At 44.0% G+C, this 12,692-nt stretch carries 15 protein-coding genes and 1 pseudogene; 12 read left to right on the top strand and 4 right to left on the bottom strand.

The window, feature by feature from the left end; all coding sequences use genetic code 11:
* Positions 1-38: 38 nt before the first annotated feature.
* From BJP34_RS27000 to BJP34_RS47880, 4 genes are all read left to right on the top strand, one after another.
* Positions 39-932, top strand: a complete 894-nt coding sequence (locus tag BJP34_RS27000; protein WP_070396902.1) for an SPFH domain-containing protein — start codon at positions 39-41, stop codon at positions 930-932.
* A gap of 172 nt (positions 933-1,104) precedes the next feature.
* A complete protein-coding gene (locus tag BJP34_RS41065) occupies positions 1,105-1,539 on the top strand; it encodes a hypothetical protein (protein ID WP_149031211.1) in 435 nt (144 codons plus the stop codon).
* Entirely contained in the window at positions 1,460-2,110 is a 651-nt protein-coding gene (locus BJP34_RS47885) for a transposase (RefSeq protein WP_229424044.1), read from the top strand. Before BJP34_RS41065 ends, BJP34_RS47885 begins: the two co-directional genes overlap by 80 nt.
* The gene (locus BJP34_RS47880; RefSeq protein ID WP_229424043.1) at positions 2,080-2,319 is read left to right on the top strand and encodes a hypothetical protein; all 240 of its coding nucleotides are present in this window, start codon (positions 2,080-2,082) and stop codon (positions 2,317-2,319) included. The genes BJP34_RS47885 and BJP34_RS47880 overlap by 31 nt, the downstream gene beginning before the upstream one ends.
* 41 nt (positions 2,320-2,360) lie before the next feature.
* Here BJP34_RS47880 and BJP34_RS26990 read toward each other — a convergent pair whose 3' ends face one another.
* Positions 2,361-2,555, bottom strand: coding sequence for a hypothetical protein (locus BJP34_RS26990; RefSeq protein ID WP_070395006.1), 195 nt, complete (start codon positions 2,553-2,555; stop codon positions 2,361-2,363).
* A gap of 14 nt (positions 2,556-2,569) precedes the next feature.
* Between BJP34_RS26990 and BJP34_RS26985 the strand changes: the two genes are divergently transcribed.
* Positions 2,570-3,322, top strand: a complete 753-nt coding sequence (locus BJP34_RS26985) for an FkbM family methyltransferase (RefSeq protein WP_070395005.1) — start codon at positions 2,570-2,572, stop codon at positions 3,320-3,322.
* Between the two features lie 287 nt (positions 3,323-3,609).
* Here the strand turns inward: BJP34_RS26985 and chlG are convergent, their stop codons facing one another.
* The 3 genes from chlG to BJP34_RS50550 all read right to left on the bottom strand — a co-directional run bounded on the left by chlG (position 3,610) and on the right by BJP34_RS50550 (position 6,307).
* Positions 3,610-4,581: a chlorophyll synthase ChlG gene (chlG, locus tag BJP34_RS26980; protein WP_070395004.1), complete on the bottom strand. Its 972-nt coding sequence runs from the start codon at positions 4,579-4,581 to the stop codon at positions 3,610-3,612.
* A 9-nt stretch (positions 4,582-4,590) separates the two neighbouring features.
* Complete coding sequence (locus BJP34_RS26975; RefSeq protein ID WP_070395003.1) at positions 4,591-5,691, bottom strand: ArsA family ATPase; 1,101 nt, start codon at positions 5,689-5,691, stop codon at positions 4,591-4,593.
* A gap of 421 nt (positions 5,692-6,112) precedes the next feature.
* Entirely contained in the window at positions 6,113-6,307 is a 195-nt protein-coding gene (locus tag BJP34_RS50550) for a DUF2862 domain-containing protein (protein ID WP_070396901.1), read from the bottom strand.
* 345 nt (positions 6,308-6,652) lie between these two features.
* On the opposite strand from BJP34_RS50550, the gene BJP34_RS44610 reads away from it, so the two are divergent.
* The 7 genes and pseudogenes from BJP34_RS44610 to BJP34_RS26940 all read left to right on the top strand — a co-directional run.
* Positions 6,653-6,871, top strand: coding sequence for a hypothetical protein (locus tag BJP34_RS44610; RefSeq protein ID WP_158517499.1), 219 nt, complete (start codon positions 6,653-6,655; stop codon positions 6,869-6,871).
* Positions 6,817-7,512: a class I SAM-dependent methyltransferase gene (locus BJP34_RS26965; protein ID WP_070395002.1), complete on the top strand. Its 696-nt coding sequence runs from the start codon at positions 6,817-6,819 to the stop codon at positions 7,510-7,512. Before BJP34_RS44610 ends, BJP34_RS26965 begins: the two co-directional genes overlap by 55 nt.
* A 20-nt stretch (positions 7,513-7,532) precedes the next feature.
* Positions 7,533-8,582: an FkbM family methyltransferase gene (locus BJP34_RS26960; protein WP_070395001.1), complete on the top strand. Its 1,050-nt coding sequence runs from the start codon at positions 7,533-7,535 to the stop codon at positions 8,580-8,582.
* A gap of 177 nt (positions 8,583-8,759) precedes the next feature.
* Entirely contained in the window at positions 8,760-9,308 is a 549-nt protein-coding gene (locus BJP34_RS26955) for a hypothetical protein (protein WP_070395000.1), read from the top strand.
* Between the two features lie 212 nt (positions 9,309-9,520).
* Positions 9,521-10,639: a glycosyltransferase family 4 protein gene (locus BJP34_RS26950; RefSeq protein WP_070394999.1), complete on the top strand. Its 1,119-nt coding sequence runs from the start codon at positions 9,521-9,523 to the stop codon at positions 10,637-10,639.
* Between the two features lie 96 nt (positions 10,640-10,735).
* On the top strand, positions 10,736-11,533 hold the full coding sequence (locus BJP34_RS26945; RefSeq protein WP_070394998.1) for a hypothetical protein: 798 nt from the start codon (positions 10,736-10,738) through the stop codon (positions 11,531-11,533).
* 214 nt (positions 11,534-11,747) lie between these two features.
* A pseudogene (locus BJP34_RS26940) lies at positions 11,748-12,467 on the top strand (IS200/IS605 family accessory protein TnpB-related protein); the annotation flags it as partial.
* Positions 12,468-12,692 lie beyond the last annotated feature (225 nt).

Raw genomic sequence — 12,692 nt, 5'->3', positions numbered from 1 at the left:
TAAAACAAAACAGAGCAATACACAAACGATACATGCAAATGGAACGTATTCAGGAAATTCCTACCTTTAAAATTAATGGTTTTGCTGCTCTGGTAGGGATTATTGCGATCGCTAGTTTTGGTGTGTGGTTAGGTAAAGGTCTAGTCGGGTTTTCCAATATCAACGACGTATTTCTCTATACCAACAACTTATTTGGTATTGGTCTAGTGATCGTAGCCTTGGTTGCCCTAAAAGGCTTTCTGACTGTGCAGCCTAACCAAGCCCGAGTGCTAGTGTTTTTAGGTAACTACGTTGGCAGTGTCCGTACCTCTGGCTTTTGGTGGGTTAACCCTTTCGCCTCGAAGCAACTGGTTTCTCTACGAGTGCGTAATTTCAACAGTGATAAGCTCAAGGTAAATGACGCGAAAGGGAACCCCATTGAGATTGCTGCGGTAGTTGTCTGGCGAGTTGTAGACTCAGCCAAAGCCACCTTTGACGTGAATTCCTATGTAGATTTTGTGGCCATCCAAAGTGAGACCGCTATCCGTGGTTTAGCCAGTCGCTATCCCTACGATACTAATCAAGAAAACCTAGCGTCACTCAGAGGCAGCCCCGAAGAGATTGCAGCAGCTCTCAAGGAAGAGTTACAGGCTCGCTTGGAGGTGTCAGGTGTCGAGGTGATTGATAGTCGTATTTCCTATTTAGCCTACGCTCCAGAAATTGCCCAAGTCATGCTAAGGCGTCAACAAGCTCAAGCAATCATAGCAGCTCGTCAAGAAATTATCGAAGGTGCCTTAAGCATGGTGGAAATGTCCATCAAGCGGCTGAACGATAACCAAATTATTCAGCTAGACGAGGAAACAAAAGCAGCAATGATTAACAATTTGCTAGTGGTTTTGACAGCTGAGCAAAATATACAACCTGTTGTCAATACTGGTAGTCTTAAACTCTAAGCTATCAGCTATCAGCTATCAGCGATTAGGGCTATCAGCTATTAGCTATCAGCTATTAGCTTATGTGCTAAGCCTGATTGACTGACAAAAGGCGGTGACTGTTTTGTCAAACTGTTTGTCAGATGGATGTTTGAGGGATAAAAAAAACCTGAGTGGGAGCCAGCGTTCTAAGATGCGCGATGCCACTCAAAACCATAAGAACGCTGTGAAAAAAAACTCCCGCCTCTACAATGCCCTGAATACCTGGCTGGGTCAAGCCACTCCCTGGGCACACAAAGCCCATCTAACAGTCTGTCTATGGATGGTGGTAGCCTTGATCCATAGTGGTGAAGTTAATCTGACTCGCTGGATATCCTATCTGCCCTGCCGAGGAAAGTATGCTCACAGTAAGCACAGACGGGTCCGTCGATGGCTCAATAACCCTCGTATCAATGTACATCGACTGTATAAACCCTTGATCCAAGCGGCCTTGGCCGACTGGCAACAGGAGTGTCTTTACTTGAGCTTGGATACGTCTTTGTTCTGGGATGAGTATTGCCAGTTCCCTTGTGGCAGTGGTTTATCGGGGTCGTGCTCTGCCAGTAGCTTGGCGAGTCCTTCACCATAGCAGTGCTATGGTCTCATTCAGGGACTACCGAGACCTGTTGGATCAGGCAGCTCGGTGCCTACCCAAACACGTGAAAATTGTCTTATTGGCTGATCGAGGGTTTGTCCATAAGGATTTGATCAAAGCCCTGACTCAGAAATGGCATTGGCATTATCGTATCCGTTTGAAAAAGGATGCTTGGATTTGGCGAACTGGCAAAGGTTGGTGTCAACTGAAAAAGTTTCACTTCAAACCGGGCGAAGCGCTGTGTTTTCACAACGTGGGATTGCATAAAGATCAATGGTATGACTCGCTTCACATAGCGTTTGGGCGCAACAACATCAATGGGGAGTTTTGGGCCATCGTCAGTGATCAACCGACCACCTTACAAACATTCTGTGAATACGGATTGAGATTCGATATTGAGGAGGCTTTTAAGGACGACCAGTCCAACGGCTGGAACATCCAGAAATCCGAGATTCGGTGTGTATGTGCCATGCACGAGACTGTGGTTCATCTTGGCCTTGGCCACACTCTATGTGACAGCGCAAGGCACATTGGTTGTGGAAACCGGGAAACGACGGTGGGTTGACACCCATTGGCGCACGTGGCAACAGCTATTTCCGCATCGGCTGGGATTGGGTCAAAACTGCTCTTTTAAACGGATGGCGACTGATTCGTCACGTAAGTTTCACCTCCAACCGTGATCCTGACCCAGTTATGGCATCGCGCAAACAACACGAAAAACGAACTTATAGGCTAGAGTTCAAAGTACTGACCTACCAATATGCTCCGGAATAACTTTTGTCAGTCAATCAGGTGCTAAGCACACGCGTGCGCGTTCAGCTTTTGAATAAAATAAGCTGACTACTGACGGCTGACGGCTGACGGCTGACCGCTGACCGCTGACCGCTGACCGCTGACCACTGACCGCTGACGGCTGACGGCTGACGGCTGACCACTAAAGGTAAAGCTGTTACTTGACCATAATTTTCGGGAATTGTATCAATAGAAACTCTAATAGTTTTCAGCTTCATAAGGTAATCAAACTATGGATTTGGAACAGATTTCCCGAAAAAGCCTCTTTGGTCAGGTTTTACGTTTGCCCTTAAGGCTAATTCCTCCTGAGATGACAATGCCGATCTGGCTAGGTAAGCTCGCGGGTAAAAAATGGATAGTTGGTGCTGGCAGAAACGGCTGTTGGTTAGGGACTTATGAGTATGACAACCAACGGGTGCTTGAGAAAACTCTGAAATTAGGAAACACTGTATTTGATATTGGAGCTCACGCTGGTTTCTTTACACTATTGACTTCGGTGCTAGTTGGTGATCAGGGAAAAGTTTTTGCCTTTGAGCCCCTACCCCAAAACCTTGGTTACTTAAGAAAACATCTGTCTATCAACAGCATTACCAATGCCACAGTTATGGCAGCAGCGCTTTCAGACCGCTCTGGTATGGCATCCTTTAGAGAAACCTCTGGCAGCTATCAGGGGGGTATTTCTTCTCAAGGAACACTTCAAGTCAAGATGGTTAGTTTAGATCAACTGATTGCCAGTGGTGAACTTCCTGTGCCGGACTGCATCAAAATTGATGTGGAGGGGCATGAGAAGTTTGTTCTACTTGGTGCCAAATCTCTGTTGGAAAGTGCTCATCCTACCATTTTCTTGTCTATCCATGGACGACCTGTCTATCAGCAATGTTGTCAGTTGTTAGAATCTTTGGGCTACAAGATTCAAGTCTTAGACAAACCCCATGGTGGAGAACTGCCAAAAAACCTTGATTTGATCGCTTCTTACCCGGGTTGACCGATTGACCGTAAGTAGTAATATCAAGTCAGGTTGAATACCCATAATTAGAGGGAGGGTGGGGAGATGGGGAGATGGGGAGATGGGGAGATGGGGAGATTTTTATTAAGGGTAATTATCCCGACATGATATAAGCTTTCAGATCGAGCCCGGTTGAAACCTATATCTAGCGTTTCTCATAGCTATTAGGTGAGCTTGACCTTGGCGAATTAAATTCGCCACGGGTCGCACCTGAGGTACACAGGATTTTTTCCCTATTCCCTATTCCCTATTCCCTGTTCCCTATTTTAAATAGGACCATGACCCAAAGCCAAACCAGCAACCAGCATCCCTAGTACCAAAAACGGTTGCGCACTAGCCTGGTATTTGACATCATTTTTCAGGGGGTCACGGAGAAAGTACATATCCTGGAAGGTGATTTGGGGGATGATTAATAGGATCAGGATAGCAGCGTAGAGCTTCTGATCAATGCTGATTAAATAACCAGCAATCCCTGCTTGAAAGACATCAATCATCACCACACAAATCCAAGCTGCTGTGGTAACACCAAACATGACCGGTAGGGATTTTAAGCCCAATTCGCGATCGCCTTCCACACTCTTGAAATCATTAACTACTGCAATACCTAACCCTGCCAGGGAGTAGAACAGGGTCAGAATCATAATAGTCCCGTTAAGATCACCAAATAAGCCATGACCTGCCCACCAAGGAAGGGCGATATAGCTGGCACCGAGAGCATAGTTTCCCAGCCAACCATTTTTTTTCAGTTTCAGGGGTGGGGCAGAATAGATATACGCTAGAAAGGCACCACCTAGGGTAAGACAGGTGAGTGTGGGAAATTCATGACCAGCCCAAACATCGAGTCCGTAGCTAAGAGCGATACCTGCTAGGAGTAGCACCACAATCTGGGTGATCACCTGGGGGATAGAGATGGCTCCCGATGGGATAGGACGGTATGGTTCATTAATGGCGTCGATTTCCCGGTCATAGAAATCATTCAGGGTTTGGGTATACCCTGCCATCAACGGACCAGAAAGCAACATACAGGCGGCTGCCATCAGAAGGTCTTCGAGTCTCCAAGTGTAACCACCGGAGGAAGCAGCACCACACACTACCCCCCACATCAGGGGTATCCAGGTAATTGGCTTCATCAACTGCAGGCGAATCTTCCATAGGTTGCTTTCACCAGGAGCTGCGCCTTTCATACCCAGTAGCTGACGGGTTTTGGCACTTTGTTCAGTTAGATTTTCTTCAGCCATAGCAACTACCTAGAATGAAATAATTAAATAGCCATCTTGAAACTTAGCCCCTTTCACGGATTGACCACTAAGTTGTGGGGGAAGCAGGATATTATGCCGTTGATCTCCAGCTTCAACGGTGACTTCTGGACCGTATTGGGTGAGTTTCACCTGCTTTTTGTTAAAACCTGGTAAGAATAAACGAACGTTGCGACCAGGAATGTCGATAGTCATAGGTCTGGGTGCCTGGGATGCCTGTTTAAAATCTGGCAGGGCATCGATCAGGGATTGCCAATCTTCCCCTGGTGGGGAAGTGGGAAGAGCATTAACGACTAGAGGGGCAAATTCCGATTCTAATGCTGGGGTTACCGGGGTTTGGTTGACCAGCACACCACCGACAGTAACACCCACTTGTTGGGCACTACCCCACAGATACTTGGCTGTGGCAATGGCTAGGGGGTCATCGGTAGTGACCAGATAGGATGCGACCCGATTGGGATCTGCGATCGCACTTTTTCCATCCTCCAACATATTGTTGGCCTGATTAGTTGATTCACCAGCAAAGTCCTCACTCGTCCATGACACATTTAGGATGGCGCTAGTGACGGGTTGGATAAAGGGGGAAAGGGCTTTGCCTAGGTCAGAATCTGCCATGACTTGGCGAAATCTACGACTATACCAACTGATAATTTCTGGCATTCCCAACATTCTCAGGGTAGCTTGAGAGCAGGTGCCATCGTAGATGATCGCGTCATACTGACCGCTTTTGTAGTACTCCCGAAGGGCGTTGAGGGCTAAAGCATGATCCATCCCCGGTAAGATGCCCAGTTCTTGACCATAGACATTTTTTAGGGTAGGCGATCGCAAATATTGCTCCTCTAGCTTTTTGACATCTTCCCAGCTGCGTTCCAGTAGTACTGTAGTCATTAGCTGTACTACCCGGAGGTTAGGACTTATTTCCACCGGGTCAGACGTTGGGGATAGCCCCAGTAGCAGTCCAAAGCTAGGACTTGGGTCTTGTCCTACCAGTAGCACTCGTTGACCGAGGCTCGACAGCTGCTTAGCGGCAGCAATTGCCACAGTAGTGCGACCTGTGCCGCCTTTACCCAGAAATGTTAGAATCCGTGCCATAGTGCAAGTCTCGTGCCTCGGTGCGATCGCGGTTAGTGACATCTCCCGACGCTGCCCTAACAGCACAGCGCGGGCTTCTTACCAACTCCAGCTATTGCCTCGGATACTCGGTAAGCTTTATTAACGACACGGGATGCCCCACCGCGCCGGAACAATACAAAAAGTTCTATCTCCAAAGTACTGCTGTAATTTTACCCATTGACAGATGACGTAAACTTAATGGTCGTTTCTCAATGGAACCCCATATTCCAGGTTGTCAAGGTTCAATCAGTAGGTGGCGGTTAGCTCTTAATTTGACTTCCCTACTATAGCTAGTATACCCCAGTTATAGGCCACGCTCCGTTCCGACCCTTGCCCCGCGCTTCATCCCGTCACTCACTAAGCACGGGCATAGTGCGGGGCTTCTCGCGGTTACTAAAATCTAGTCTACGACTTTCAATTCATCCTCAAAGAACCAGGTAGAGGAGTTGTCCTCAAATGTCACCGTTACGCCAACTCCACTGCCATCGGTCATTTTATAATCTGTGATCGTGCCTACTTTTCCCAGTTTATTTGCGATGTCCTTGCCTACCCGGTCTCTTAGACGAAACACTTTTACTTTTTGCCCGATTTTCATTGCTACTAGATCATACGATAAACCACCCCTCAGTTTACCGGAATGTGTCGCGATCGCATCATGGAAAACTGCCATAAGTTCCACTGCTGCCTCTGGGACTGATATAGCGCTACGCCCAAGGCAAGAGTCAAAAGGCATGCATGCTAAAGTTAACTACAACATCAATGTCAAACACCTTAATGGGTAGTGCTATATCAAGTCTGGTTGAATACCCATAATCTCAAAAAGCGTTAAAAGTGTTAAAAGCGTGTAAAGTGTTTTAAGTATGGTAAGTGTGGGGAGAAGAGGAGCGGGGGCGCGGCTCACAGGGGTAGGTTTTTTGTATAAGCGCGATTTTGTTTCTTGATGCAGAGCGCTAGTGGGGAGGGGCTGCATCAATACAAGGATGACAGTTCTTTCCCTTACCATAAAATCCTATCTACGACCCTTGCCTCTTGCCTCTTGCCTCTTGCCTCTTGCCTTTCCCTAAGAGATTATGTTCACAACTCAACTAAAAATGCTATAGAACCATGTTATTTGATGAACCTTACTATATTGCGATTAATCAAGCCCGCTGGGCTGTAGCGGAAAACGTTCTCAATCAGCTTAGACTCAATCAGGGATTAAGTTTTACCAGTTGCCTTGACGTGGGATGTGGTCCCGGTTGGTTTTCTAAAAAGCTGGTGAATTGGGGAGTAAATGTAATTGGTTTAGAGGGGAGACAAGAACTTGTTGAAGAGGCAAGTAAACGGGTACCTGAAGCTAAGTTTTATCAGGTTGATGTTGAATCTACCCCACAGATGTCTCAATTTGCTGGAGCAGACTTAGTGTTTTGCTTCGGCTTGCTCTATCACACAGAAAATCCCTTCAAAGTCATTCGTAATTTGCAGTTATTAACCAAAAAAGTGTTATTTATTGAAAGTATGAATGTTCCTTTCGATGAACCAGTTACCTATCTAGTTGAAGAAGGCAAAAACGAAACTCAGGGCTTAACCTACCATGCCATGATTCCTAGTCGAAGTTGCTTGCTGAAAATGCTCCAAGTTTCAGGATTTCCTTATCTATACGACTATCAGGGTTATGTAGACCATGAAGATTTCTGGGAAACGGAGACCAAGCACCAAAGACGCCGAATATTTTTAGCATCTACAGTAGAGTTACAAGTCAGTGATTTAGTTCCCTCACCTGAGATTGTCACGCCAAAGTATAATTTTTATAAACATTAGATAGACGAGTTTACGAATTAATGGATAGTCAGGAAGAGCATTTACCTAGCCATGAGTCTATAAATGAGTTGGATAAGATGGAGATTTATCTTCAGGTATTCCATCATTTTCTGCCTCAGGCGATGGATTTTCCCAACTTGGCGGTACCCTACACCTTGTTTTTGCGATCGCTTCGAGAGAAACTCCATCCAGTAGGGGTCCGGGATATCCAAGCAGTGAATTTGCCATCAGGCTTGACATTCCACGTTGATGTCGGGGATCGACTGGGGTGTGACTTTTACTATGGCCATTACCAAGAATACTTTGATGCCCAACTCTTTTTAGGTCTGCTGGATGCCAATTCCATTGTGCTAGATGTAGGAGCAAACTTTGGTTACTACGCCGTCTCATCAGCTACAAAATTAACTCCTACCGGTTGTGTTCATGCCTTTGAACCTAACCCAGATGCCTACCAGCTTTTACAACAAAATGTAGAGGTTAACCACTTACAACAGTTAGTTTCTTGCCATGACCTATGCATCGGTGGTGAAGATGGAGAAACAGACTTTTATATTACCCAGGAATCCGCATTTAGTGGTATGGATGATACTAAACGGTCTGCCTTGCGTGAAAAGATCACAATTCCAGTCCGTAGTCTAGACTCCATACTTCCAGAGTTGGGATTATCCCAAATAGATGCCATCAAGATTGATGTAGAAGGATACGAATTTGCCGTATTAAATGGTGCCATGGCAACCATTCAGCGCTCACCAAATCTAGTGATCATGATGGAAGTGAGTGCCAAGAATCTAAATGAACACAGACGGGAAGCATTGATGTCCTCTCTTGTGAATCTTTACAATCAAAACCTCCGGGGCTGGATCGTAGAGTCTAACCCAAGAGTACTAAAATCTATACCAAATCCAGAAGCAGCACTAACCTTAGGGAGTGCAACAAGCGCTAATTTATTCCTAATGGTTTCTGGCTCAGAGCGTGAACATCAATTGAGTAAAGTCTATCATAATTTAGAGACACAGGAAGATAGTGATAAACTCAAAGAACCTGATATAGCGTTTGGATCTCGGTTGTAAAGATACTTCCAAAGGCCAAAAGGCAAAAGGCAAAAGGCAAAAGGCAAAAGGCAAAAGGCAAGAGGCAAGAGGCAAGAGTTTACTGTGCTCTATATTTTTTATTTGATTTCAGAGATGATTATTAGCAAAATTTAAATATATTATATACCATACTCATGAAGTCCATTAAATAAAATTATGCTAAATAAATTTAATTGGAACAAAACAACTACTGCAATAGGCTTGATTCTTTCCGCTGTTGGTATTGTGGTCGGTCTTTTTGCATCAGAAATCAGATGCTTGATTCCAATTATAAACCAAACTTGTCCAAAAGGGCATTGCAAATCGTTATTCAAGGATAATCAAAGAATTGAAGCAAAATATAATCGTACAGACCTTGCTCATCTACAGTTTGGAGAAGTCGAAAATATAAATATAATAAAAAGGGGTGAAGATACATTGGTAACAGGTATAGTGTATCTTCTTAAGCATCCATATCCTGGAAACACAAATCTTGAAGAAATCTCAGTAACAAGTGGTAAATATCCTCATAAGTATCCCAACCCTGTAAGATTTCAAATCAACTATAATAAAGACGATCAATGGGTTTTAGATTGGAATGATGTTTCAGGCACAAAATTAGAGGGTGAGGGGAAATGTCAAAATGCTAAAATAGCAACAGGAAGGCTGAGATACCCCGACGGGAGTCATGCTTTCAATATAATGTTTGAACGTATTCAAAAATAAAACCCTGGAAATTAGAAAACGTGTCCTTGATTTACGGGTGCATCAAGACAAGGATTAGTATATATACCCGGTGGTGCGTTACGGGACGGGCTGTTCCAATACTAGCGGTGCGTTACGGGACGGGCTGTGCCAACCCTGGCGCTAGAGCTGAAAATGAGGGTGAGCCCGTCCCTAACGCACCCTACGGAACTGTTCACAACTCAAAAGTCACTATGGATATTCTGTACGACCATCAAATGTTTGCCATCCAGAAATTTGGTGGTATATCCCGAATTTTTATTGAGTTAATCCGAGAGTTATCCCCAAACTTTGAGTGCTCAATTCATTGGCATCGTGGTATCAAGAGCGATGGGTATGATATTTCAGAGTATCGCGATCAACTCACCAGATATGGGGTGATACCAAAATTGCCCTTTCCAACAGGTAAGGTTATTAATGACACTATCAATAAACTCTCCTTTCAATGGTTTGTCCATAGATTCGGTAGACAATATGATATCTATCATCCTACCTACTATGATGCTGACTTAGTCGAGATTGTTAACCCTAAGAAACTTGTGATAACGATCCATGATATGATTCCTGAGAAATTTCTATCAGGACAAGCTAAGTTTCAGCCATTAATTAAAAATAAGCAGCAGCTAGTTAAACAAGCCGATTTTATTTTTGTCGCTTCCGAAAATAGCCGGAATGATTTAGTAGACTTATTGGGAGTTAATCCGGAAAAAACTAAAGTCACCTATTGGGCAAGTCGAATTAAAGACGCTAACGAATGTGAATTACCAAAGAATTGCCTTAGTCACCCTTACTTCCTTTATGTGGGAACTCGTTCAAAATATAAAAATTTTGAAATAGTCCTCAAAGCGTTTGCTGCTAGTCGTAAATTACGGGATAATTTAAAATTAGTGTGTTTTGGGGGTTCCTGTGATTTTTTGGAATCCGAATTAAGGGTTATGGAAGAGAATAATATGCGCCAAAATTTCATCTATCTTAGGGGTGATGATGCCCTACTAAAAACCCTATATTGTAATGCCCAAGCCCTAATTTACACCAGCCGCTATGAAGGATTTGGTTTACCGCCCCTAGAGGCAATGGAATGCGAATGTCCAGTTATCTGCTGCTTAACCTCTTCCTTGCCTGAGGTGGTAGGAGATGCAGCTAGTTTATTTGAGCCAGATTCTGTGGATGGACTAGTGAACGCTATGGAAATAGTTGTAGAAGACTCAGAACACCGAGCATCTATGATTGAAAAAGGACGGGAACGTGCTAAGCTTTTTACGTGGCAAAAGACCGCTCAACTGACTTTAGATGGTTATCGCTCAATTAGGTGATGAATCCTGGACACCGCTATAAGTTTGTCAGCAGTATCAGTTGCTAATCAAACCCCGAAGACGGTAATATTTGGATCGGTGTGAGGTAATACAGTCATGAGTAAACAGGATTCAGTTATAGAACAAATTAAACAAGACCGCAAGATTCGAGCAGGGGATGATCCACGAAGGTTAGAGCATTTTGGATTTAAGATACACTCTCAATCGGATGAAGACGGCATTATAGAAGAAATCTTTAATAGAATTGGGATAAAATCAAGAATTTTTGTGGAGTTTGGAGCAGAAACAGGAGAAGAAAACAATAGTCATTATCTTTTAGAAAAGGGATGGACAGGATTGTGGCTAGAATCCTATCCAGACTATGCACAAGCTATTCCAGCCAATCATCAAGATGCCATCGGTGAAGGTCGCTTAAAATTTATAGAAGCGGTAGTTAACGCCGAAAATATTAATGATTTAATTGAAAGTGCTGGTATTACTGGAGAAATTGATTTTCTTTCAGTGGATATTGATAGTAATGACTATTACGTTTATGAGGCTATTTCGATTATACAACCTAGAGTTGTTTGTTTAGAGCATAATCATTCCTATCCACCACCTCAAGAATGGATCATGCCCTATGATCCTAATTTTCGCTGGGATTGTAATTCTAGTGCTTATGGAGCTTCTCTTGTAGCTTTAGATAAGCTAGCTCGCAGTAAGGGGATGGTGTTAGTAGGTTGCGGATTATATTCTGCCAATGGATTTTATGTGCGTGAAGATTTAGTCAATGATGCCTTTTCTGCTCCCTTTACTCCTGAGCGTTTTTTTAACCCTTTAGACTATCAAAAAATAGTTAGTTTTCCTCGTAGATCTGGGGGGGGAGACAAAGGGAAGCAGCTCTCATCCCTTTAAGATAATCGGGGGGTTTGTGAAAAGAAAAACAGAGCAATTATTGAACATCCTGAAAAAAGGTAATTGAACAAAATCGCGACGCATTCCCCCACTTCGTCCAAGTGGGGGTTAAGGAGCGACAACAACAATTGCCAAAAAATGGAACACCAATAAGCGATTGTCGTCTTGTATTTTGTAAGCTATAATATTAACTATATGATAGTTTATTGAGCCAGTGAAAACGCCAAATAAAATCCTAAGAACTGATAAGTGGCGACTCAACCCAACCCCAGAGCAAAAGGAGTTGCTAGGGAAAACGGTTGAGGTATATCGCCACGCTTGTCAGTTTTTAGTTGGTATTATTTACACTCACTGGTCTGAACTGGGAGAACTGACAGCAGATCAACTAACTCCGGCTGTCGAAAAGTTAATGCATCAAACAGCTAAACGTCCTAGTATTAAATACCCTCAATTCAACAAAGCCTTTTATAAATTTCCTAGCTATCTACGTCGTGCTGCGATTGCCTTCTCTGCAGGTCTTGTTAGTAGCTTTGTTACTCGTTATCGGGAGTGGCAGTCGGGAGGCAGAAAAAGAAAGGATGCTAAGCCTCCAAAGCTAAATGCAGACACCGGCTGTTATCCCTCCCTTTACAAGGGACAATGTTACAAACTGCATGGTTATGACCAAGTCGAAATCAAGGTTTTCAATGGATATGACTGGGTTTGGGCTACCGTTGAAATCACTGGCCTCAGAGAGCGTCACCTGGTTGCAACTAACAAAATGATGTCCCCATCATTGGTTTTAAATGAAAGGAGCTGTCACTTATCCGTTCCATTTACCTGTAAACCAGAAAAAAGAAAACCAGAAGCTAACGTTACTGCGATAGACCTGGGAATTAATACTACTGCTACAATATCAGTTGTAACCCATAGCGGCACTGTAATCCACAGGGAAGTGCGATTCGTTAGTTATAAACCGAACCCAATAAGGGTAAGGGGGACTAACTGCTTGGTTCACTTGAACCATGACAACTTGATAACCATGGAGGTGAAAGACCTCCCCTCGCGAAATCCGAGTGACAGCCTTACCCTGATTCATGAACTTAACAAACTCATGGATTGGTGCAAGGGTCGAACAGTGAAGCACTACTAACCTGAAGGTGGTGTTAGTAACAGGCAA

The organism is Moorena producens PAL-8-15-08-1 (assembly GCF_001767235.1).
Taxonomy (GTDB): Bacteria; Cyanobacteriota; Cyanobacteriia; order Cyanobacteriales; family Coleofasciculaceae; genus Moorena; species Moorena producens_A.
The sequence above is the reverse complement of the archived record's forward strand: the minus strand, read 5'-3'. Positions and strand labels throughout refer to the sequence as shown.

Coding starts and splice junctions, on each gene's coding strand:
- BJP34_RS26950 (WP_070394999.1), top strand. CDS start 9,521: ATGGATATTCTGTACGACCATCAAATGTTTGCCATCCAGAAATTTGGT.
- chlG (WP_070395004.1), bottom strand. CDS start 4,581: ATGGCTGAAGAAAATCTAACTGAACAAAGTGCCAAAACCCGTCAGCTA.
- BJP34_RS44610 (WP_158517499.1), top strand. CDS start 6,653: ATGCAGAGCGCTAGTGGGGAGGGGCTGCATCAATACAAGGATGACAGT.
- BJP34_RS26945 (WP_070394998.1), top strand. CDS start 10,736: ATGAGTAAACAGGATTCAGTTATAGAACAAATTAAACAAGACCGCAAG.
- BJP34_RS26955 (WP_070395000.1), top strand. CDS start 8,760: ATGCTAAATAAATTTAATTGGAACAAAACAACTACTGCAATAGGCTTG.
- BJP34_RS50550 (WP_070396901.1), bottom strand. CDS start 6,307: ATGAAAATCGGGCAAAAAGTAAAAGTGTTTCGTCTAAGAGACCGGGTA.
- BJP34_RS26975 (WP_070395003.1), bottom strand. CDS start 5,691: ATGGCACGGATTCTAACATTTCTGGGTAAAGGCGGCACAGGTCGCACT.
- BJP34_RS26985 (WP_070395005.1), top strand. CDS start 2,570: ATGGATTTGGAACAGATTTCCCGAAAAAGCCTCTTTGGTCAGGTTTTA.
- BJP34_RS26990 (WP_070395006.1), bottom strand. CDS start 2,555: ATGAAGCTGAAAACTATTAGAGTTTCTATTGATACAATTCCCGAAAAT.
- BJP34_RS47885 (WP_229424044.1), top strand. CDS start 1,460: ATGAGTATTGCCAGTTCCCTTGTGGCAGTGGTTTATCGGGGTCGTGCT.
- BJP34_RS27000 (WP_070396902.1), top strand. CDS start 39: ATGGAACGTATTCAGGAAATTCCTACCTTTAAAATTAATGGTTTTGCT.
- BJP34_RS26960 (WP_070395001.1), top strand. CDS start 7,533: ATGGATAGTCAGGAAGAGCATTTACCTAGCCATGAGTCTATAAATGAG.
- BJP34_RS26965 (WP_070395002.1), top strand. CDS start 6,817: ATGTTATTTGATGAACCTTACTATATTGCGATTAATCAAGCCCGCTGG.
- BJP34_RS41065 (WP_149031211.1), top strand. CDS start 1,105: ATGCGCGATGCCACTCAAAACCATAAGAACGCTGTGAAAAAAAACTCC.